Source organism: Algibacter sp. YIN40, assembly GCF_057219435.1.
Genome location: NZ_JBXVVC010000002.1, coordinates 167,893 through 191,737, shown reverse-complemented (window position 1 = coordinate 191,737; position 23,845 = coordinate 167,893). Strand labels below are relative to the sequence as shown.

The window sequence follows — 23,845 nt, the reverse complement described above, 5'->3', positions numbered from 1 at the left end:
ACAGGACAGTACAGGACACATTCATGATTGCATTGAGTTAAATTTGGATTTAAGTAAGGTGATCATCAAAAAACGATTTTAAGGATCCCATTTCACGCTGTACAGAATGCGATATTGCCCCGTATCGAAGATTTAATTTTCGATGTATTTAAAAAAAAAATTATACCTAAAAAATGAAAATTATACAGTTCGCCTTATTACTTGCCCTATTTTCCTGTTCGGATCGGACACCACAGCAAAACAATCGTGCACTCAACTCAGAAGTACTTTCAGAAACACAAGATTGGAAATCTGAAGTAGCGGAAACGCTAAAACTGTTTGGCCATAGAAATTGGATCGTTGTTGCCGACGGTGCTTATCCACAGCAAAGCAATCCGGCCATTCAAACCATTACCGTTGCTGCGAGTCAATTGGAGGCCGTTGCGTTTGTAAACCAATTAATTGAAAAGACCGAACATGTAGATGCTAACATTTTTGTCGATAAAGAATTGGAATTTGTGACGGAGAAAGATGCAAATGGTATTGATACTTACAGAACGGATCTGAATGAATTGTTAGCGGGAAAACCAGTAAAAAAAATACTGCATGAAGCCATTATCAAGGACTTAGATGCCTCGGCAAAATTGTTTAATGTACTCATCATTAAAACAGATTTGGCGATTCCTTATACCTCAGTTTTTTTTCAACTGGAATGTGGTTATTGGAATGCCGCAGCTGAAGAAAGTCTAAGAGCGAAAATGAGTAAACAATGAAAAATACAATTAAAATGACAATGCCAATTAAAAGAAATATAATTCTATTGGTTCTGGGTGTAATATTCCTCGTTCCAGAAAACATAATTGCCCAGCAAGCTATTTCCGACAAAAAAGAGCGTGTGACACAAGTCTCTAACTGGCCCGTGCTAAAAACTTATACAGGTGAAAATCTCAGCGAAGTAGCCATGCCCCTAGGTGGTATTGGTACAGGTACTGTTTCGATTGGTGGTAGAGGGGATTTAAGAGACTGGGAATTGGGTAACCGCGGAGCGCTAGGCTGGACACCAGGAGTAAAGTTGGTGGAGCCTACCATTGCCAATGCACCATTTTTTGCCCTCTATTTTAAAGAGAAAGGAAAAGAAAAAGGTCAACTCCGATTGTTAGAAGGTCCCATCGCAGAATCGAAATTCTATGGCGATTGGGGATGCGATATTTACAATGCAGGTTTCCCTCGATTCGAAGAAGCAGAATTTAAAGCAGCCTACCCCCTAGCGCAATTGAGTTTCAAACACAGAGATGTACCGCTTGATGTTAAACTAAAAGCGTTCAACCCAATGATTCCGGGAGACGAAGACAACAGTAGTATTCCTGTTGCCATTCTAACTTATTCCGTGAAAAACAACACAGATAAAGAAATGGAATTTGCTGTGTGCGGCATGATTCCAAATTACATTGGAATAGATGGTTGGGGTGGCAAAACCAACCAGAACGAAAATAAATTCAAGGACGAACCTACTTTAAAAGGCCTTAACATGTTCTCCAATGGCGTTGATTCCACCGATGTAAACTGGGGTACCATGGCCCTTTCTACCAATTCAAAAGGAAAAGTAACTTATCGTACATCTTGGGCTAAGCTTGGCTGGAACTGGACTTTCCGCGAATTCATCGATGATTTCACCAACGATGGTGAACTGGTAAATTTAGGATATGATGCATCAGGAAAGGATTTTACTACTGGTGATATGCAAGGGAAAGAAATGATCAACAAAGAGGAATTTAGCATCCCCACTCCACCTGCAACATTATCTGTAAAAGAAACCATTGCGCCTGGAGAGGAAAAAGAAGTTACTTTTTACATCACCTGGAATTTCCCCAACCGTCGTGCATGGGATCATGGCAATGGAGCAGGTGAAATAGTTGGAAATTATTATTCAACTCAATACAAAGACGCCTGGGAGGTGGCTCAAAAAGTAAATAACAATATTGCTTCACTTGAAAAGAAAACCGTTGATTTTGTAACTGCCTTTTGCAACAGCGATGTGCCTACGGCTATTAAAGAAGCGGCACTTTTCAATTCCTGCAATTTACGTAGTCAAACCGTCTTTCAAACTGCCGATGGTTATCCATTTGGATTTGAAGGAACTGGAAGTGTGACTGGAACCAAACTAGGTGCCGCCAAAAGTTCAGGCTGGGGATTTGGTACTTGTTTTCATGTTTGGAACTACGAATCAACAATACCTTTTCTTTTCGGTGATCTGTCTATGAAATTCCGAGAGGTTGAATTTTTATATGCTACCCATGATAATGGTGCAATGAGCCACAGAGTGAGTTTGCCACTTAAAGAGAAGGCAAAGAGTTTTAAGAGCTGGGCAGCTGATGGTCAGATGGGAACCCTTATCAAAGTATACCGCGATTGGCAACTTTCTGGCAACGATGAGAAACTGAAAGAGATGTGGCCTTTCATTAAAAAGGCGATGAGCTTTGCATGGACAGGCATCTGGGACCAAAACAAGGATGGGGTAATGGAAGGTTCTCAACACAATACAATGGACATCAATTATGAAGGCCCAAATCCACAAATGTCGGCTTGGTATCTTGGCGCCCTTAAGGCATCGATTGAAATGGCAGATTACATGAACGACAAAGCCTTTAAAAAGGAATGTGAAAGATTGTATAAGAAAGGAAGTACGTGGGTAGATGCCAACCTATTTAATGGAGAATATTACGAACATATCATTCCTGAAGGTCACGACAGAGTGGCTCAGTTGGGTAAGGGATGCTTAGTGGATCAGCTGGTGGGGCAATACCTTGCACATACAGCAGGATTAGGTTATGTGCTTGATGAAAGTCATGTCAAAACAACTTTAGAGAGTATTATGAAATACAATTGGGTGGACGATTTTAACGACCATACTAATACATTTAGAAGTTTTGGTGTAGGAAACGAAGCCGGATTAATTATGGCCTCTTATCCAAAAGGCGAATTATTGGACTTCCCCTTCCCCTACTACACCGAAATAATGACTGGTTTTGAATACAGCACAGCCATCCACATGATCTACGAAGGTCAGGTAGAAAATGGGGTTAAAGTATTTGAGGCCATCCGAGATCGTTTCGATGGTAAAAAACGAAATCCATTTAACGAAGGTGAATACGGACACCGGTACGCACGTGCCATGGCTGCTTGGGGTGGTGTGGTTGCATGGACTGGATTCGGATATTCTGCTGTTGCTAAAAGCATGCGTTTTAATGCAATTAATGGAAACTGGTTTTGGTCTAATGGATATGCCTACGGAACGGTAAATATTAAGGATGCGAATATAAATATTAAAGTGTTGGGAGGGAAAATTGCCTTAAATGAATTTGTTCTTAAAAACGGAAAAAGAATAAAGTTTAAAGAAGAGCGGGTTTTAAGTAGTGGAGATAATTTAGCATTTGAGGTGAAATAATCTTCCGTATGGAAATGGTTATCTCCCGAATCCTTGAATTGGATTTAAATATATAATTACCGAAGATCCATTTGACGATGCAATCTACATTGCTAAAAAACAGAAAATTAAAATTTAAAATAGAATAGAATAGAATAGAATAGAATAGAATGAAGAACAAATTTTTACCAATAATAAGCGCAGTTATATTCTTATTACTTGCTCAAAGTTGTCAACAAACAACCACAGTTACTGAACAAACGCTGTTTGCGAAGAAAGCCGCTATCGATCCACCGGTAACTTATTCGGGGAAGAACTTGACAGGTATAGATTTTCCTGTTGGTGCAGTAGGTGGAAGCGTTATTCGTATGAATGGAAAGGCTGAACGCCAATGGTGGCAGATATTCAACAATTTTGAAGAACGTGCAGGATCTGGAATTGTTCCCAATAGTTTTTTTGCACTCCGTACCACAACAAAAAACAACACCGTAGTAAGAGCACTTCAAACGTCATCAGTAGGTGCTTTTACCGCCATGGACAGCTTGAACTTTCAGGGAGAGTTTCCACTAGGATGGTATCATTTTGGGGATGCAGCTTTACCTGTTGCAGTAAGCCTAGAAGCCTTCAATCCTTTGATCCCGATGGATTTGAAAAACTCAGCCATTCCCACTGGAATTTTTAACATTAAAGTAAAAAACACTTCAGACAGCAAAGTAGCCATTAACCTTTTAGCAACGCAACAAAATGCTGTTGGATTTACAGGGTATGATACCATTGTTGGGCCAAATAGTAGAAGTGCAAAAGGGTACGGACAAAACAAAAACACCATTTTAAAACAAAACGACAGAACCAGTTTACAAATGACAGGTCCCGCAGGTAGTATGCAACTATCTGCTCATGCTGGAAATGTGAGTTCCGCAGCCTCTTGGGAGGATGTAAGTGCTTTGTATACTGATTTTTCAGAAGATGGAGAATTGACAGGAGAAAAAACAGCATCAAGTCCCGAAGCAGGAATGACAGTTGATGGTGCGCTTGCTACAGGTTTTTCATTACAACCCGGAGAGGAGAAAACAATCACCTTTGTGCTGAGTTGGCATTTTCCTAAGGGTACTTTTGGTAGAAGCGATATACCAGAATGGACTTTTATAGAAGGCGGTAGTATGTACGAAAACTGGTGGGAAAATGCTGATGAGGTGGATGATTATGTTACTGAGAACATCGATTACCTAGACAAAACCACTCGCCTGTACCACGAGACTATGTATTCATCAACAGTTCCACGTTATGTCTTAGATCGCATTTCATCTAATCTGTGTGTGTTAAAATCACCTACTACCTTTTGGACTAAAGATGGTTATTTTGGGATATGGGAAAGTACATCCAATAAGGAGGAATGGTTTGGAAACTGTAAGCACGTCATTCATTACGCACAGGGACATGCTCGTGTATTTCCTGAATTGGGACGTACCCTTAGAAAACAGGATTTAAATACATTAACAAGAGAAGGTTTTCTTCCTAACAGAGATGGTGAATGGAATGATGCCATGGATGGTCATTTTGGTTCAATACTTGGCGTGTACAGAGAACACCTCATGTCAGATGATAAGGCGTTTTTATCGAGTGCATGGCCACGTACACGAAAAGCGATGGACTTTGCCATTTCAACATACGATAGTGACCGCGATGGAATGATGTCTGGCGCCTACCACAATACATTGGATTGCCATTCTTCAGGCACCTCACCATGGATTGGATCGCTCTATATTGCAGCACTTAGGGCCAGTGCACAAATGGCTTTGTTAATGAGTGAAGAGGAAGTGTCGGCTGAGTATGCAAATCTGGCTAATACAGCAGCAAAAAACCAAAATGAAGAGTTGTGGAGTGAGGAATTGGGCTATTACATTGCCAAACCAGAAAACCTGCCTAACACACGCGTGATGGATAAGGCCTGTGGACTTGATATGTTATTGGGTCAATGGTGGGCCAACCAGCTTAATTTAGGTCAAATCTATCCGCTAGATCGCAGCCTCAAAGGACTTGAAGCCATACACCGTATTAATCGCTTTACCGAAGATGGTAATCCACGTCCTTACCGCGATTTCCTCGGTAACGGTGATACAGGTTGGCAGATGTTCGTTCACCCTGGCACAGTGCCTAGTAATTCGATTCATTACTATTGCGAGGTTATGAGTGGTTTTGAGTATTCCGCTGCTGCTACCATGATGCAACACGGCATGGTGGATGAGGGGCTTGAAATTGTGGAGGAAATTTCGAAACGTTACGATGGCCGTTTTCGTGGGCCAGATGAGGTAACCGCTGCAAACAACGCTCCTGTATTCGGAAGTGGAAGCCCCTTTGGTGAAGATGAGTGTGGTGATTTCTATGCCCGAGCAATGAGTAGTTGGTCGGTGTTGTTAGCTTTACAAGGGTATATTTACGATGGACCACAACAAACCATTGGTTTCAAACCAGAAATAACTCCAGAAGATCATGCTTCTTTCTTTACCACATCAAACGCTTGGGGCTTGTTTACACAAACGCAATCCCAATCGGCTCAAAAGGCTGAAATAGCTGTTAAATTTGGTAGTACACAGATAAAGAACATTGTACTTGCAACTCCTAACAATAAAACAGGAAGCAATATTAGCGTCAAACTGAATGGCGTTGAACAGGAAATTGAAAATAGCAAACAGGATGGAAATACCCTTAGCATTAATTTGAAATCGGCCAGCGAAGTCAAAGCAGGATCAACGTTTGGAATTTCTTTCGGTTTTGCTAACTAAAATTATGAAGCTTCAACATTTTTTATTTTCCATATCCATTTTTATCTTGTCCTTGCAATCAATCCAAGGGCAGCATTCACTAAGAGTACTCAATTTCCAGGGTGACAACGGATTTCAACATGATTCCAAAAAAGCGGCCTTGGACATGATCGAAACTTTGGGTGCCGAAAACAATTGGGAAGTGGTCACTTCGAGTGAACCCACAGATTTCACACCACAAAAATTGCAGTCGTTTGATGTGATTGTTTTTAATAACAATTGTGGAAACGAGGGACGCATATTTTCGGATGCACAACAACTAGCCTTACAAAACTACATCCGAAGTGGCGGAGGTTTTGTTGGAATTCATTGTGCCGGAGCGATCTGGCAGGAAGAAGGCGCATTTCAAAGTTGGTATGAGCAATTGGTTGGGACACGTTTGGTGGCACATCCAAAGGTACAAAGTGCCAAATTAATTATTGAAGACAAGCAACATAGTTCTACCAGTCATTTGCCCGATACTTGGGTAGTGAGGGATGAATGGCACACATTTTCTCACAATCCCCGCAATAATGTGAATGTATTGCTATCGCTAGATGAATCTTCTTATGAAGGCGCACCAAAAATGGGTGGCGACCATCCATTTACCTGGTATCAACATTATGACGGTGGGCGGTCATTCTTCACTTCTCTGGGGCATACCGTAGAAATATATGCAGATGAAAATTATACAAAATTGGTTCAGGAAGGCATTGTTTGGGCGTCAGGTCTAAGTGATGAAAACACCAAATTGACAGTTACCGAGGGCTTAATCCTTGATTTGGATGCCGATCATGGCGTTGTTATTGAAAATGGCAACAATATCAGTTCTTGGAAAAACAACGTAGAAAATGACATCAAATCGTTTGACAAACAAGATGCAGGAAGAGAAAAAACAGGATCGGGCATGCCTCGTTTAGCACTTGGCGTAGCTCAACTGAATGGCCACAATTCAGTCGTTTTTCACCGTCAAGAATTATTGAATGAGCAAGAAGATGCATTCGACCATTTAAGTACAGGGAGTGGTTACACCTGGTTTTCCATCATGAGCGTTTATGAACAAATAGGTACCGTACCAGATGTCAATTCCTTTTTTGGCAACCTACGCAATTCCAGTATCGACGGTAAAGGAAAATATGAAGGATTTTGGGGAGGTTTGAGTGATCAAAATCTGCCTTGGATGGGGTCTAGAAATGCGATAACTATGGGACGATGGGATGATAATAATCCATACGTAGTGGCAACCAAACCATTGAAAATAAAAAAATACTACTTGGTTGCCGGTAGAATGGGCGCAGGAACTGGAACCGTCCAACTTGAACTTTTTGTGAATGATATACATCCAGTGGCTCAAAGTGATTTTCCAGTAAATCCGAATACAAATCCTTCTAAAATGGCCATCGGTCAGGAAAGAGATGCCACCAATCATCCGGGAGCAGAATCGTTTGATGGGGAGATCGCTAGATTTTTAATCTATGAAAGACCTTTGTCTGACCATGAATTCAAAACGGTAATGAAATATCTAACAGCATATTATCATATTCAAGAATGATAACGTATTTAATTCTCCAGTTAAGTCAAAGAAGACTTAGCGTTTGCAATTTAATCTAAAAACAAACTATGAGCAATACGATGGAAGATTTACTATACGAAGCACACAAACAAGGCAAAAGAGAAGTTCTCATAAAAAGCCTAGATGACATTCGAAAAACAAACCCAAATTTGAATCTAGTAGACCTCTATCAATTGGCATATGAACAATTGGGAAAATAATGCAACGAATCGCTTTTAAAATGCAACTCAATGAAGGGCAGAAAGTCGAATATAAAAAACGACACGATGAAATTTGGCCTGAACTGAAACGATTGCTCAAAGAATCTGGTGTAAGTGAATATTCTATTTATTTGGATGAAGAAACAAATATCTTATTCGCTTTTCAGAAAGTAACTGGTAATGCAAGTTCTCAAGATTTGGGACAAACAGAAATTGTAAAAAAATGGTGGAAGTACATGGCAGACATTATGGAAGTAAATGAAGACAATTCTCCTGTAACAGTAGCCTTAGAAGAAGTCTTTTATCTGTATTCGTGAAAACCAGCACAGTACAGGATAGAACGATATTATATTTTTAGTTTCTTGTAATTTTAAAAAAAAGTATGAGCAATACGATAGAAGATTTACTATACGAAGCACACAAACAAGGCAAAAGAGAAGACTTACTAAAAAGTCTGGAGGCAATTCGAAAAACAAATCCAAATGTGAATCTTGCAACCCTTTATCAATTGGCATATGAACAATTGAAAATAAATAATAATTATAAATCAGACAAATGAAAAAAAGTTTTAAAATCTTAGGAGTATTGGGTGTAATGATTGCATTTTCTTCATGCGAGACAAAGAAAAAGTTGGAAGAATCAAAAACTAACATTTGGGCGATTATTCGCTTAGCAACTTTTGTATTCTTGTCGGTAACGTGCTTTATTGGATGCCAGGAAGAGGCAATGGTTCATGTTACCAATCTAAGATGCGAATACATCACCAACCCTAAAGGTATTGATGAGACTGAACCACGATTGAGTTGGCAATTAGTATCAGACCAACGTGGACAGAAACAAACGGCATATCGCTTATTAGTGGCAAGTTCGAAAGATAAGTTGGAGCATGGTGAAGGTGATCTTTGGGATACTGGGAAGGTTAAATCTGATCAATCCATTCATGTGGCTTACAATGGCGTACCACTCCAATCACGGATGCATTGTTACTGGAAGATCCGCGTATGGGATAAAGACGGAAAAGTATCTGCCTGGAGTGAGGTGAATGAATGGTCGATGGGATTGCTTCATCCTGAAGACTGGCAAGCGAAATGGATTGGTTATGATGCCATTCCCCAAGCAAATGAAATCACAGAAATGCCGATTCGTAATCATAAAAAAGGCCAAGTTAAGGTCAAACAATATCTTCCCTCCCCTTACCTTCGAAAAGATTTTAATATCTCTAAAGAAATATCGAGTGCATCTCTTTATGTTACCGCACAAGGACACGTAGAAATGCATCTCAACGGCAACCGTGTTGGCGACGAGTACTTTACGCCCGGTTGGACCGACTATCGCAAACGAATTTATTACCGTACCTATGATGTAGCATCCATGCTTACACAAGGAGCTAATGCTATCGGAGCCATTCTTGGTGACGGGTGGTTCCGCGGCAATATCAGTATACTTGGCCAAAATCAATATGGTGATAAATTACGACTTATGAGTCAACTTCATATTGACTATGTCGATGGGAGTAGTGAGATCATTTCTTCGGAGGAAACATGGAAAGCAGCGTTTGGACCAATTATCCTATCGGATATGTTCGAAGGTGAAACCTATGATGCACGCAAGGAGATCACTGGCTGGGACACATCTGGCTTTGAGGATAAAACATGGATGTCAGTCGACACTGGTAGCAGCATCAAACCTCTAATACAGGCCTATCCTGGGGTTCCTGTACGACCTACTCAAGAACTTTCAACGGTAAAATTAAGCGAGCCAAAGCCAGGAGTTTTCGTTTTTGATTTTGGACAGAACTTCTCTGGATGGGTCAGACTAAAAGTTAAGGGTAAAGCGGGAGAAAAAGTAAATATGCAATTTGCAGAGATGCTCAACGCTGATGGAACAGTTTATACAGAGAACCTGCGTTCTGCCCAAGCAGCAGATAATTATATTCTCAAAGGAGGTGGGCAAGAAGTTTGGGAACCCCATTTTACCTTCCATGGGTTCCGATATGTTGAGCTCACAGGTCTGACCGAAAAGCCTACAACAGAAACAGTAACTGGAATCGTTGTTCATTCCGATGCACCGATTACAAGTTCTTTTGAATGTTCCAATCCGATGCTAAACCAGTTATACAGCAACATCATTTGGGGCCAGCGTTCCAATTATCTGGAAGTTCCCACAGACTGCCCGCAGCGCGACGAGCGAATGGGTTGGACGGGTGATACGCAGGTTTTTATGCGTACTGGAACCTACAATCAGGATGTGGCTGCGTTTTTCACAAAGTGGAATACTGACTTGATGGACACGCAAAATGACCAAGGTACATTCGGACAACAGGCTCCTGTATTCCATGGCCACGGTTCTCCAGCATGGGCCGACGCGGGTATTATCTGCCCTTGGACTATGTATAAAGTTTATGGTGATGTTCGTACGGTAGAGAAGTATTATGACGAGATGACACAGTTTATCGATTATTGCGGATCAAAAGGATTAATTGGTCCGGGTGGTGGATTTGGTGATTGGTTGGCAATTGGTTCCACGACACCTAAAGAGCTTATATCAGCCGCATATTTTGGCTACACCACCAGCTTGATGGTAGAGATTGCGGAAACCCTTGGCAAAAAAGAAGATGCTGAAAAATACAGAAAACTGTTTGAGGATATTCGCAGCAATTTCCAGAATACCTTTGTTCAGGAAGACGGAAAAATTGCAGGTGAGTCCCAGACCAGCTATTGTTTGGCACTGCATTACAATTTGCTAACCCAAAAACAACGTGAAAAGGCAGCCATGCATCTAGTTGATCGAATCAAGGCTAAAAAATATCACTTATCAGTTGGTTTTGTTGGCGTATCGATACTTCTACCCACCCTAACGGAAATTGGACGTAGTGACTTGGCATACCGTCTTATTCAAAATACGAGCTATCCTTCGTGGGGCTACTCCATTGAGCAGGGAGCTACCACAGTATGGGAACGCTGGAACAGTTATACTAAAAAAGATGGTTTTGGTGATGTGGGAATGAATTCATTCAATCATTATGCCTACGGTGCTTGCGGCGAGTGGATTTATAAGAGTATGCTTGGCATTGAGACCAATGGTGTGGGCTATAAGAAAATCACCATGAAACCGGAGTTGGGTGAAGGTGTGACTTGGGCTAAAGGGCATTACGTTTCAATTCATGGACGAATCGCTAGTGATTGGAAGGTGAATAAAAACATCTTTCAATGGAATATTACCGTGCCGCCTAACACCACAGCGACAATATATATCCCGGCTATAGGAACTGAAGATGTCACAGAAAATGGCATAGATATTAGCAAAAACAAAGCTGTACAATTTATAAAATCGGAAAACAACAGAATTGTTTTGCAGGTGGGCTCTGGAGACTATGAATTTGTGAGTAAAAACAATAAAGTCGTAAACCTATTTTAGGATTAAGTTTAAATATGTAAACTTTTTTTAGAACAAGATTTGTGAGTTTTTATCAATTTAAATAGCGAACACAGGAAGTATTGCCTTTGAAAAATTAATATTATATCGAGACAAGATCTGGAATTGGCTACTAAATAGCACTTGATTTTAAATTTCTCAGGACAGTACAGGACAGAAAGCTTTTCTGTTTTTAGTTTCTTGCCTCGTTTCATACGCATAGCTATCATTGCCTATTCGTTTTCAATTTATACTAAACAACATAAATTATATGCAAGCACTATTAGGAGTACTATTCCATTCTTTAGGAGGAATCGCATCGGGAAGTTTTTACATGCCTTACAATAAAGTAAAAGGATGGGCCTGGGAAAGTTATTGGATGGTTGGTGGTGCCATTTCTTGGTTGATTTTACCTCCTTTGGCGGCATGGTTAACCATTCCTGGATTTCTAGATATCATTCTTGCAGGTTCAAACGATATTTTGACCTTTACTTTTCTTATGGGATTGTTATGGGGTGTTGGAGGTTTGTCATACGGTTTGGGAATTCGCTATTTGGGAATGTCTTTAGGAAACTCGGTTGTACTTGGTTTTTGTGCGGCATTTGGAGCTATTGTACCTTCTATTTATTACAATATCAATCCGACAGAAGGCAAAGTCTCTTTTACAGACATGTTGGCTTCTACTGGAGGACAAGTGGTACTTCTTGGGGTGATGGTTTGTCTATTAGGAATTGTTATTTCTGGTAAAGCCGGCATGCTCAAAGAAAAGGAACTTTCGGACGAAGAAAAGAAAAAAACAATTGCGGAATTCAATTTATTCAAAGGACTTTCCATTGGAGTGCTTTCCGGAATTTTAAGCTCTTTTTTTAGTTTTGGAATTGAAGCAGGAAAACCTTTGGCAGATGCAGCCGTGGAAGCTGGCTTTGATCCTTTGTACCAAAACAATGTAACCTTTGTCGTAATTCTTTGGGGAGGTTTGACTACAAATTTGATTTGGACAACGATATTAAGCATCAAAAACAAATCGTATACCGATTTTACAAATAAGTCGACCCCTATTGCAAAGAATATTCTGTTTTCTGCTATTGCAGGAGGCATCTGGTTTTTACAATTCTTTTTCTACGGCATGGGAGAAAGCAAATTGGGTAACGGTGCGAGTTCGTGGATACTGCATATGTCAACCATTATTTTAACGGCCAATATGTGGGGCATTTACCGCAAGGAATGGAAAGGCGTGGCAGCTAAAACAAAATGGACAATTACCATTGGTATTATGGTTATTCTGCTCTCTGTTGTGTTGGTAGGAATTGGTAACTCGATGTAAGTAATCAGAGGTTACATATACTGGTGTTTTGAAAAAGCATCCTTTATAATATTCATAAATAAATAGAATAAATATGAAAAAAAAAAATATAACAGTCGGTCTGTTTGGAATCGGACTAGATACCTACTGGCCACAATTTGATGGACTACTTGATAAACTGACCGGATATCAAGAACAGATTAAAAACAAAATTACTGACTTTGGTGTTGAAGTGGCAAATGCTGGAATGGTGGACAATCCGGTAAAGGCTCGAGAAGCAGCCAATTTTCTAAAATCTCAAGATGTAGAAATCGTATTTCTGTATGTCTCTACGTACGCCCTATCCTCTACCGTATTACCCGTGGCTCAAAAACTAAAAGTACCCGTAGTGATACTCAATTTGCAGCCGACTGCAAAATTAGATTATGAAGCATTTAATAATTTAGGGGATCGTGGTACTATGACAGGTGCTTGGTTAGAAAATTGCCAAGCGTGTTCAGTTCCAGAAATTGCTGCAGTATTTAACCGAGCTAATATTCAGTACGATTTTGTAACAGGCCATTTACAGGACAATGAAGCCTGGAATGATATAAAGGGATGGACAGAAGCAGCCGTAGTGGCAGCAGCGATGCGTAATAATCGCTTGGGAGTTTTGGGGCATTATTACAACGGCATGTTAGATGTATACTCAGACCTTACACTGCAATCGGCCGTATTTGGCACCCATATCGAATTGTTGGAAATGTGCGAATTGAAAAAGTACCGAGATGAAGCAAGCGAAGAAGCTATACAAAAGAAGATAGAAGAATTCAACACTGCATTCGATGTATCAGAAGAATGTGAAACCTCAGAAATTAAACGCGCCGCGCAAACTTCGGTAGCCTTAGACAGACTAGTTGCTAGTCGTAATCTTGGTTCCATGGCTTACTATTACGAAGGAGAATCTGGCAATGAATATGAAAATATAGTAACCTCGGTAATCGCAGGAAACACATTACTTACCGGAAAAAATATTCCTATATCAGGAGAATATGAAGTGAAAAATGCGCAGGCTATGAAAATTATGTCAGCGTTTGGCGTTGGTGGTTCCTTCTCTGAATTCTATTTGATGGACTTTAAGGATGATGCTGTATACCTTGGACATGATGGCCCAGCACATTATGCCATTGCAGAAGGTCGTGTAAATCTTGTACCTCTGCCCGTCTATCACGGAAAGCCCGGAAAAGGATTGTCCATTCAAATGACGGTAAAACATGGCCCAGTGACTTTGTTATCTGTAGTAGAAGGGGTTGACAACGTGTTTTTATTAGTTGCCGAGGGCGAATCTGTAGAAGGACCGGTGCTCCAAATAGGAAATACGAACAGTCGTTATAAATTTTCAATTGGCGCAAAACGCTTCATGAATGAATGGTCGAAACAAGGGCCTTCTCACCACTGCGCTATTGGTGTTGGACATATTGCGGATAAGATAGAAAAGCTAGGTCAGATATTACGTATTGATGTGGTGAAGATTTGTTAAACCTAAAATAAACCATACGCTCTTAGTACTTTGTCCAACCTCACCTGTATATTAAACACCTCTGTACATCATTCTTAAAAAGCAAAAAAATGAACTTTAAAAACGCATTAATAATTGCACTCGTTACCCTATTGTCATCATGTGCAAAAGAACAAACGAATGCATCCTACAACACATTAAAATCTTCATTTCTCAACCCTCCAAACTCTGCCAAACCTGGTGTATACTGGTATTTCATGGATGGAAACATGGATAAGGATGAGATGACAGCCGATTTGGAATCTATGAAAGCAGTGGGCATTGCACATGTGTTATTTTTAGAAGTGAATGTAGGTGTCCCACAAGGTCCTGTAAAATTTTTGAGCCAGGAATGGCAAGATAATTTTGTACATGCTGTAAAAGAATGTGAACGACTCGATATTGTATTGACGCTGGGTTCCGGTCCGGGATGGACAGGAAGTGGTGGTCCATGGGTAAAGATGGAAGAATCCATGAAACACCTGGTAGCCAGCAAAGCTGAATTTGCAGGTCCAGCTAAAGTATCGCAGATTTTAGAAGTCCCCGAAGGACGTAATCCATTTTTTGGATTGGGTGGATTTACTCCGGAATTAAGAGAGCGATGGGAAAAATATTATGAGGATGTAGCAGTTATTGCTTTCCCTTCAAGTGAAAATAATGATGTAATTGCCGACTCCGATGAGAAAGCATTGTATTACAGACCACCGTATAGCTCAAGTGAAGGGGTAAAACAGTATATCCCGGAACCTGCATTATTAGCTAAAAATTTTGAAGGCGATCTAACAGGTATACATAGCAAAGATGTCATCGATATTACTGAATTTATGACTGAAGATGGTACTTTAAACTGGGAAGTTCCAGAAGGTAAGTGGACCATAATGCGTTTTGGAAGCCGCAACAACGGTGCTATAACCCGTCCGGCTCCCATGCCCGGTTTGGGTTTTGAAGCCGATAAAATGAGTAGTGATGCCATGAAGCACCACTTAGAGAATTTTATGGTTCCGCTCATCAAAAAAGTGCAACCCGATTCCACAAAACAAGGCGGTTGGAAAATGATCCATATGGATAGTTGGGAAATGGGTGCACAAAACTGGACTGATGATTTCAGAAAAAAGTTTGAAGCCTTGAAAGGCTATGATCCATTACCCTATTTACCAGTGTATACCGGTATGGTTGTAGGTGATGTCGAAACAAGCGAACGGTTCTTGTGGGACTTACGAATGGTTTCTCAAGAATTAATATTGGAGAATCATGTGCAATATTTCAAAGATTTTGGACGAAAATACGGCATGGGTCTATCCATTGAACCCTATGATATGAATCCGAATACAGACCTAGACCTCGGTTCCTATGCCGATGTGCCAATGGCTGAATTTTGGAACAAAGATTTTGGTTTCAGCACGGGTTTTAGCACCTTTGAAGCGACTTCAATTGCCAACTTATATGGTCGACCTGTATTAGCGGCGGAGGCTTTTACCTCCTATCTTGTGGCCTGGAAAAGCCATCCAGGATCTATTAAAAACCAAAATGATTGGGCATTCTGTTCCGGCATAAACCGTTTGATGTACCACACTTTTGCACACAAAGCTATTCCCGGAGATCATTTGCCAGGCATGACCATGGGACCCTATGGTGTACATTGGGACAGAGGACAAACTTGGTGGGATATGTCAAGTGCATATCACAAATATGTTGCCCGTTCTCAAGCGATACTACAGCAAGGCATTGGTACAGCAGATGTACTGTATTTAATTGGAGAAGGTGCGCCGCATGTGTTTCTTCCTCCCGCATCCGCAGTCGACGGCAATGACTATCTAGAACCCTATACAGAATATGGATTTGATTCTGATAAAGATGCCATCGCCGAAGAAAAAGGAAAGGGTGAAAAGGAATTTATGCCAGACAGAAAAGCATACAATTTTGATGGCTGTAGTCCGCGTATTCTTATGAATCGTGCATCCGTAAAAGACGGAAAAATAGTTTTTGAAGGTGGTGCTTCTTATGAAGTTTTGGTATTGCCACAAATCAATTCGATGACACCTGAATTGATTTCAAAAATTGAATCCTTGGTAAGTCAAGGCGCAACGATTATCGGACATCCTGCTTTGCAATCTCCAAGTTTGGCCAACTTCCCTAGCTCTGACAATAAGGTAAAATCACTTAGTAAAAAAATGTGGGGTGGATTTGACATTCCTGCACAAGCAACCGAAACAACTTACGGAAGAGGTAAAATCCTATGGGGAGGTGACTATTCCAAACCCGATGGAAACGAATTGTACCCTAACTATAAGACAACCGCAAACTACTTAAACAGTATAGGGATCAAACCTGATTATACAACCAAAATACCCGCAGGTGAACGAGAAGGAACGGTTCGGTATATCCATAAAAAAATGCCATCAACAGATGTTTACTTTGTATCGAACAGAACCAGCAAACCCATTGATGTAACGGGCGAATTTCGTATAGCAGAAGGTTTTCCAGAGTTGTGGAATCCTATGAATGGAGCAACCCGATCATTACCTGAATATACTGTGAAAGACGGAATCATGAGCATTCCATTGCATTTTGAAGCATACGAAGCCTATGTTATTGTGATCACACCTGCGAAACAAAATAATATAAAAGGTGGTGACAAAAATTTCTCTACCAAGCAAACAGTAGCAAGCATAGAAGGAAGCTGGGAAGTAGCATTTGATCCGAATTGGGGTCCTTTCGAATCCACTCATAGCAAGAAGCCAGGCGAATTTACATTCGAAAAGCTAGAGGACTGGATTGACCGACCAGAAGAAGGCATCAAATACTATTCAGGAAAAGCCGTTTACACGAAGTCTTTCGATTGCGCACAAGCTGGAAATGGAACAAAACTATTCCTAAACCTCGGGAAAGTTAATAATCTGGCACGCGTAAAATTGAATGGTAAAGAGCTGGGTATTGTCTGGACAACTCAATTGGAAGTTGAAATTACAGGGGCTGTACAGGAGAAAAATAACCAACTAGAAATAGAAGTCGTAAACCTATGGGGGAATCGATTGATTGGGGATGAAGGGTATAAAGATGATGGTATTGTCGATGGAAAATGGCCGGAGTGGGTACTTAAAAATAAAGCCCGACCAAGCAAACGATACACCTTTACTTCTTTTAATCATTATACCGCAGCATCTCCGTTACAGAGTTCGGGATTGTTGGGTCCTGTGACGATTTTAAGTCAGAAATAGAACGAACCTTTAAAAACATGAGAAGCATGAGTATTCAACCTAAACTAGACATTAAATTGACTATTAATAAATCAAACATACTATTCCTATTATTCGCTATATTAAACAGTACCTGCAATATAAAGGCTCAAAACAATATTTCAGAACATCAAGAAAACCTCAGTGAGGTTCGTGATATCTACGCTGATACTTGGGTTGGCGCTGATGCCTTGGGGCGAACGATGCACCCACAGACACAAGGGAAAATTGAACGCTATCATCGTTCAATGAAGAATGTTGTTAAATTAGATAATTACTTTAATCCTGGTCAACTCGAAACGAAAATGGAAGAGTTTGTCAAGTACTATAATTATCAGAGATATCATGAATCATTACAAAATTTAACACCAGCAGAAGTGTATTTTGGGACAGGACAAAAGAAATTGAAACAAAGAAGAGTGACTAAAAACAGGACGCTAGAAGCAAGAAAAAAGCAGTTCCAGAAAAATCATTTAAATTTGTGAAAGTACTCTCTTAATTTTTAACCCGTAAAGTTCAATTTAGGCTGAAGACATACACTAAAAAAACTCTTTTTAAAGTGTATTTATAAAACAAGGAGAAGGATTTCCACGTTAAAACCAAGAAAAAAATAAAAAAATTGATAAGTGAAAAAATGAATCAATTAAGCCACTCTCTTTTGATAGGGTTTTTGCCTTTTAACCACGGCACAAACTCTCAAAACCAATTTGTTTCTGACATTGTTGAGCACCAGCATTTTATTTTTTCCTTCTTCAGCCTTACGTTCATAATAGACTTTAAGTTCTGGGTCATGGCGAACTGCAGAGAGTGCGCACATGTGCAGGTGTTTTTTCATGGTTTTATTAGCCATATGATGCACCCTGGATCTTTTCTGGACGGAAGAACCAGAGGTATGCTCAAAAGGAACGACACCACAATAACAAGCCAGTTGTTTGGCTTCTTGATATCGTGTAAAGAAGTTAGTAAATATCACAAAATATAATGCAGTCATGGTTCCAATTCCAGTAACAGAGGTAACAAGTCCTACAGTTTTGTTAAGTTTTTCGTCAGAAAGTATGAGAGCCTGCAGTTCTGCTTCTATCCGTTTAATTTCATCGGTAAAGCATTTATTGGTTTTTCTAATCTGCTTTTGTGCAAGTTTTCCAAGCTCTGGTGCAAAGCGTTTAGCTTCATTGGGGTATTTGTTCAAATCTGCCTTAAAATTAACAAGTTGCTCCCTAGCCTTGATGAGTATCTTTACTTTTTCAAGTATCTCGGGAATTGGTCTATATAGTTCTATTTCATTACAGTTTTTAATTGCATATTGTGCAATACGAATGGCATCTATTTTGTCATTTTTACCGCGTTGGATTCCAAGACTTCGGGTAATCCTTAAAGACATTTCAACACAGAAATTAGCTTCTGTTTCCAATAATTTTGTGATGAGCAACCTTCCATATATACCTGTGTGTTCCATACAAATAAGCGTATCGTTTAAAGCCATTTGTTGGTTCTTGAGCAATCTTAAAAAGGCTTTGACGCCTTTGTTGGTGTTTTCAAATAAAAATGATTTGGTAGAGGTCTCATTAACAATGGCAACATCAAAAGTCTGTTTGGATACATCTATACCGATAAAGTACAGAAAGTCTAATTTTTTCATAATAAAGAGTTTAAAAAGTATGTAACATAAAAGAACAAATACAACCAAGAATCTGAGGTATCATCTAATCCCTAATAATAGGTCTAAAAACCTGAATTTCCATTTGATGCTGGTTCAGATATAACCGACAAAGGATTTAATCCGACCTTATAAGTCCGAAACTTTGAAAAGCAATTAATTCTCCTTTGTCGGTTTGGTTGCCATTCATAATCATAGAGGTTTAAAGTAAGATAAATTATTATCTATCCTCTATATGAATAGCGATATAGACCTTTAAAATATTAAAGGTTAGATTTTATATGATATGAACGTAAAAACAATTAATAATCTGAATTACCATCGAAACCCAATATTAGGTCTAAAAACCTGTATTTCCATTTGATACGGTTCAGAGATAACCGATAAAGGATTTTTAAGGCATAAGTCTAAAACTTTCTTTGCGTGTAATTCCCCTTTATCGGTTGGTTGTTATTTACAATTACAGAGGGTATTCCCGTAAAAAAGATAACTGCTCACATAAGTAGTAATTATCTTAAAAGAAAGCTCTATGTAAATGACATTGCGAATCTAAGGGATAAGCAAGAGGGTAACACGCTTCGCGATGTTACTTATTCATATTTTACTGATTTTCAAATAATTAAAATAACATTAATTATTACTGTTTTAGCTTTTTACAGTAAATTTGGTTTGCAACATAGTAAATTTAGCATTTCATTGTAACAATTTAATAAATTATGGATGATTTTAATACCATTCGGTTAAAGAAAAAAACTATTGATAAATTTAAGAACTATTCTAAAAAAATAAGTCCGAGTTATTCTGAAACTTTGGACTTTATGATTGCTTTTTTTGAAGATAATAAACTCTCCCCTTATGACACTTTAAGAATGAGTAATGCATCACTACTAAACGTATTTAACAAACGCATGGACGCTGTAGTTTCTATTTTCAAGAATGTTGAAGAGGCACAATTAAAGCCAACAAAAAAAATGTTGGAATCTCTATTTGAGGAAAAGAAAGAAACAAAACCATTACTTAAAGAAAAAAAGATATTGATAAAACCTACTCTCATAAGTAAAAATGAAGAGCTAGATTACTACCGCAAAGCTTATTTTATAAACAATCGAAAATTAACCGAACTTAAACACAAGTTCAATAGTTTTCTTAATAATGCTAAGCTGGTCAAGAACACTTTTGGTTCAAATTATTATTCTTTAAGGTTAACTGCTGAAGAGTACAATATAATACAAGATAAGCTTACAAATGGTGCACTTTGACCTACCGCACTCGCTTAGGCGAGTTTGCTTCATTTTTAAAACTATGGATTCTCCACGCTTGAATTAGCAATGTTACAAAAACAGATTTAAAATACCCAGCCTCTAAATCCATAGTTTTAAAAACGGTTTTTTAGCCCTCTGCTATTTCCATTCTCTTTTGAGCTTTTCTTTCAAATCGTTTTAACAGGTTTTGAACATCCTCACTTATTTTCGTTTCCACTACCCTAGCATATATTTGTGTAGTTGTTAATTTGGTATGCCCTAACAGTTTTGAAACCGTTTCAATAGGAACCCCGTTGGACAACATCACTGTAGTTGCAAAGGTATGTCTGGCAACATGAAAAGAAATGTTTTTATTAATACCGCAATCTTTTGCTATTTCCTTTAAATATACATTTACCTTCTGATTCGAATAAAGTGGCAGTAATGTTTTACTTTTTGTCTTTTCACAAGCAGTTTTATACTTGCAAATGATCTTTAAGGCTCTGGGCAAAATTGGTATTTTGACCGTTTCATTTGTTTTTTCCCGTTTGGTAAATATCCAATAATTATTATCGATACCCCTAGTTATTTGATTTAAGGTAAGTTCCTTTACATCAATATATGACAACCCAGTATAGCATGAAAACAGAAAACAATCTTTCACCCTTTCTAAGCGTTCGCTATTATAATGAGTATTCTCGATAATTTCAAGTTCCCTTTCAGAAAGATATTGTCTATCAAATTTATCAAACTTTAATTGGAACTGAATAAAAGGATTTTTTGGAATCCATTCTAACCTAAAGGCAAGGTTAATCATTTTCTTAAACCGCTCTAAATGTTTCATCACCCCATTGTTGGATAAGGATAATTCCTTTTTTGTGTTTTTATACTTTCGAAGGTATTGTTCGAAATCACAGATAAAGCGATAATTCAATTGTTTTAAATAAATATCATCAACTTTTAAAGTTTCACATAAAAACTTATGTAGATATTTTTCTGTGGTGTAATAATTTTTCATAGTACCAAATTTCAATACATTCATCATATTAGTATTATGATATGCAATGAGTTCTTTTAAAGTTTTGTGATTATCATCCTCTCCTAAATATCGTCTTTTAATCGCATTGGCAGATACCATCTTACCCTCTTCAAATAATTGCTTGTGACAATCGAGCAATTGATTATAAACTTCATCTAAATAAGCATTTAAAAATCTTATTTTTGATGTATTTCCCCTACACCTAGACCTATTATTGTCCCAATCATTCACCTGAACGTTTCTTTTTAAACTAATTTCTGAACGTTTTCCATTAACAGTAATACGTGCATAAATTGATAACTTAATTACTGGACTTGATAATTTCCTTGTATAGAAAATGACTGAAAATGTACTGTTTGTCTGCATTTTACGAATCTTTAGTTAAACAAATTATTTGTAAAACAAAATTCAAATTGCTCTTAAAAGCTCTTTAAAATTACGACAATTCTATTAAAAAAGAACGCACCGAATCGTACACCTTTTAGATGATTTTATATGATTTCATTTGATACCATATAAAATGAAAAACACTGATAATCATACAATTAACAGTGTTTTGATATATCTTGAAACTAGGTTCGTCGGGATGACAGGATTTGAACTATATTTTCTCTAATTAACTTTATATTCACTAAATATTGGTTTTCAATGCATTAATATAAAAGTGATTTTAATATTTTCTCTCAATGTTTTCTCTATTTTCTTTATTTTCCTTATTTTGTGTTCCAATCGTGTTCCTATGGGTTATTCAACAGTTAAATTATATAAAGAAAATAAAAATAAAGAGAAATTTGTAGTCATATACTATAAACATGATGGTACCGCAGTAAGACACAGAACTGGAATTACAATCCATGAAAAAGACTTCGATAAAAAAGCTGAGAGAATAAAACCCTCACACCCCTCCAATGAAGATTACAATAAGATTATTAGTAAATTTCAGAAGTCAATAGAAGGCTTAATTATTGATTATATAAATGAACACGAAATAAAACCTACCAGTGACTATGTAAAGAGACAAATTAAATCAGGGCTTAAAGAAAGAAAAGAATCTTTAGAAGCTGATATCATGGATTGTTTTGAAGATTTTTTGAGTGAAAAAAAAATCATGTTTAGCAGTCCTGAAAGGAGCAACACTTCCTTGAGAGATTATATTTCAACTAAAAATGCTTTAAGAGATTATTCCAAAGTAATAGGATACATCCGCCCTTCAGAGTTAAATGACACAATTTGGTTAACTAAGTTTAACAAGTTCCTTGCAGAACCAAGGCCAAGTATTGCTGGTTATAAATTTATTACTTCAGCTCAGAACGATAAAACTAGGGCTAAGCGTTTTGGTGTTTTAAAGAACTTTGGAAAATGGTTGGTAAAAGAGAACTACCTTAAAGAGTTTGATGAATTGAAGAACTTTAAGGTTAAGGTCGAAGAAAAAGCATATTACACTTTAAGCCTCGAAGAATTAAGTTTAATCCAACATCATCAATTTAAATCTCCATCTCATCAGAAAGCCATAGACATGTTTATTGTAGCATGCCATACAGGTTTGAGATTTAGTGATGTTATAAGGATTTCTAAAACCAAAATCCATAAGAAAAATAACGGAAGAATTCTTGCCATTGTAAATCAGAAAACAAAAATCAAGGTCGAGGTACCTCTAACTAATAAAGTATTAGATATACTTAAGAAATATGACTATCGTCTCAACTTAATGTCCCCTCAAAAAACTAATGATTACATTCACGAAGGACTGGAAAACATCAAGGAATTTCATGATTTACAATCAAATGGAGATGATGGTGAAGAATTGCACAAATATGAATTAATCACCTTTCATACTGGCCGTAGAACATTCATAACTAACTTAGTAAACAACAATATTAGCTTGAATGCTATCATGAAAATGACTGGACACCGAAAATTATCTACTCTACAGAAGTATATTAACCCTGATTACGACTTAATTATGGATAACGTTAGAATATTTAATAATTTATAGAAATGAAAAAAGCAGATATACAATTAGTAATAGACTTAATTCATTCTACAGAACCTTTCCCAGAATCCATTAGGGTTGAAAAAGTAGTTCAAAGTACTGTAGATAGATATATCGATAATCTCATTAAAAACGACCCTGGAATTAAATATAAAACCATAAAAACTCTTAGCGAGAGAAAGACAAATAACTTCATCAGACAATTCGAAGTTGCATTTCAAAGAAAATTAAAGAAGCTACTTGAAGAACACTATTTAAAGGCAGAACCTAAACCAGCTAAAGAGGAAAAACAGCACCTAATTAAAGATGCTGCTAATTTACTTAAAATGACTCCACAAAACCTTAATCATCTGTTAAGAGGCCATCCAGAAATAAATGTTATAGAAATATCAAGCAGAAAAAGATATTTAACTGAAAGTGAAATTGAGAAATTGAGAAATTTATAATC

17 protein-coding genes are annotated in these 23,845 nt (G+C 38.1%); 15 read left to right on the top strand and 2 right to left on the bottom strand.

What is annotated here, in order from left to right:
- Positions 1-173: 173 nt before the first annotated feature.
- From AC2D6V_RS08690 to AC2D6V_RS08635, 12 genes are all read left to right on the top strand, one after another.
- Entirely contained in the window at positions 174-752 is a 579-nt protein-coding gene (locus tag AC2D6V_RS08690) for an RbsD/FucU domain-containing protein (RefSeq protein ID WP_484647704.1), read from the top strand.
- Complete coding sequence (locus AC2D6V_RS08685; RefSeq protein ID WP_484647703.1) at positions 749-3,424, top strand: GH116 family glycosyl-hydrolase; 2,676 nt, start codon at positions 749-751, stop codon at positions 3,422-3,424. The genes AC2D6V_RS08690 and AC2D6V_RS08685 overlap by 4 nt, the downstream gene beginning before the upstream one ends.
- Before the next feature lie 149 nt (positions 3,425-3,573).
- Positions 3,574-6,186, top strand: a complete 2,613-nt coding sequence (locus tag AC2D6V_RS08680) for a GH116 family glycosyl-hydrolase (protein WP_484647702.1) — start codon at positions 3,574-3,576, stop codon at positions 6,184-6,186.
- 4 nt (positions 6,187-6,190) lie between these two features.
- Positions 6,191-7,756 carry a ThuA domain-containing protein gene (locus AC2D6V_RS08675; protein ID WP_484647701.1) on the top strand — a complete coding sequence of 522 codons (1,566 nt, stop codon included), beginning with the start codon at positions 6,191-6,193 and terminating at the stop codon, positions 7,754-7,756.
- Positions 7,757-7,824: 68 nt separating this feature from the next.
- The gene (locus AC2D6V_RS08670; protein WP_484647700.1) at positions 7,825-7,977 is read left to right on the top strand and encodes a hypothetical protein; all 153 of its coding nucleotides are present in this window, start codon (positions 7,825-7,827) and stop codon (positions 7,975-7,977) included.
- Positions 7,977-8,294 (top strand): L-rhamnose mutarotase, encoded by a 318-nt coding sequence (rhaM, locus tag AC2D6V_RS08665; RefSeq protein WP_484647699.1) that lies wholly within the window; start codon positions 7,977-7,979, stop codon positions 8,292-8,294. The genes AC2D6V_RS08670 and rhaM overlap by 1 nt, the downstream gene beginning before the upstream one ends.
- Positions 8,295-8,359: 65 nt before the next feature.
- Positions 8,360-8,536 (top strand): hypothetical protein, encoded by a 177-nt coding sequence (locus AC2D6V_RS08660; protein WP_484647698.1) that lies wholly within the window; start codon positions 8,360-8,362, stop codon positions 8,534-8,536.
- Positions 8,533-11,394, top strand: a complete 2,862-nt coding sequence (locus AC2D6V_RS08655) for an alpha-L-rhamnosidase (RefSeq protein WP_484647697.1) — start codon at positions 8,533-8,535, stop codon at positions 11,392-11,394. The genes AC2D6V_RS08660 and AC2D6V_RS08655 overlap by 4 nt, the downstream gene beginning before the upstream one ends.
- 268 nt (positions 11,395-11,662) lie before the next feature.
- Positions 11,663-12,715 (top strand): L-rhamnose/proton symporter RhaT, encoded by a 1,053-nt coding sequence (gene rhaT / locus AC2D6V_RS08650; RefSeq protein WP_484647696.1) that lies wholly within the window; start codon positions 11,663-11,665, stop codon positions 12,713-12,715.
- A gap of 73 nt (positions 12,716-12,788) precedes the next feature.
- The gene (locus AC2D6V_RS08645) at positions 12,789-14,213 is read left to right on the top strand and encodes a hypothetical protein (protein ID WP_484647695.1); all 1,425 of its coding nucleotides are present in this window, start codon (positions 12,789-12,791) and stop codon (positions 14,211-14,213) included.
- A gap of 89 nt (positions 14,214-14,302) precedes the next feature.
- Positions 14,303-17,449 (top strand): glycosyl hydrolase, encoded by a 3,147-nt coding sequence (locus AC2D6V_RS08640; protein WP_484647693.1) that lies wholly within the window; start codon positions 14,303-14,305, stop codon positions 17,447-17,449.
- Positions 17,450-17,475: 26 nt separating this feature from the next.
- Complete coding sequence (locus AC2D6V_RS08635) at positions 17,476-17,952, top strand: integrase core domain-containing protein (protein WP_484647692.1); 477 nt, start codon at positions 17,476-17,478, stop codon at positions 17,950-17,952.
- Positions 17,953-18,110: 158 nt separating this feature from the next.
- Here AC2D6V_RS08635 and AC2D6V_RS08630 read toward each other — a convergent pair whose 3' ends face one another.
- Positions 18,111-19,106 (bottom strand): IS110 family RNA-guided transposase, encoded by a 996-nt coding sequence (locus AC2D6V_RS08630; protein WP_484647691.1) that lies wholly within the window; start codon positions 19,104-19,106, stop codon positions 18,111-18,113.
- Between the two features lie 734 nt (positions 19,107-19,840).
- Between AC2D6V_RS08630 and AC2D6V_RS08625 the strand changes: the two genes are divergently transcribed.
- The gene (locus tag AC2D6V_RS08625) at positions 19,841-20,383 is read left to right on the top strand and encodes a BfmA/BtgA family mobilization protein (RefSeq protein WP_484647690.1); all 543 of its coding nucleotides are present in this window, start codon (positions 19,841-19,843) and stop codon (positions 20,381-20,383) included.
- A 130-nt stretch (positions 20,384-20,513) separates the two neighbouring features.
- Here the strand turns inward: AC2D6V_RS08625 and AC2D6V_RS08620 are convergent, their stop codons facing one another.
- Positions 20,514-21,770, bottom strand: a complete 1,257-nt coding sequence (locus AC2D6V_RS08620; RefSeq protein ID WP_484647688.1) for a site-specific integrase — start codon at positions 21,768-21,770, stop codon at positions 20,514-20,516.
- Between the two features lie 373 nt (positions 21,771-22,143).
- Here AC2D6V_RS08620 and AC2D6V_RS08615 point away from each other — a divergent pair, with 373 nt between their 5' ends.
- On the top strand, positions 22,144-23,400 hold the full coding sequence (locus AC2D6V_RS08615) for a site-specific integrase (protein ID WP_484647686.1): 1,257 nt from the start codon (positions 22,144-22,146) through the stop codon (positions 23,398-23,400).
- A 2-nt stretch (positions 23,401-23,402) separates the two neighbouring features.
- Entirely contained in the window at positions 23,403-23,843 is a 441-nt protein-coding gene (locus AC2D6V_RS08610; RefSeq protein WP_484647685.1) for a hypothetical protein, read from the top strand.
- Positions 23,844-23,845 lie beyond the last annotated feature (2 nt).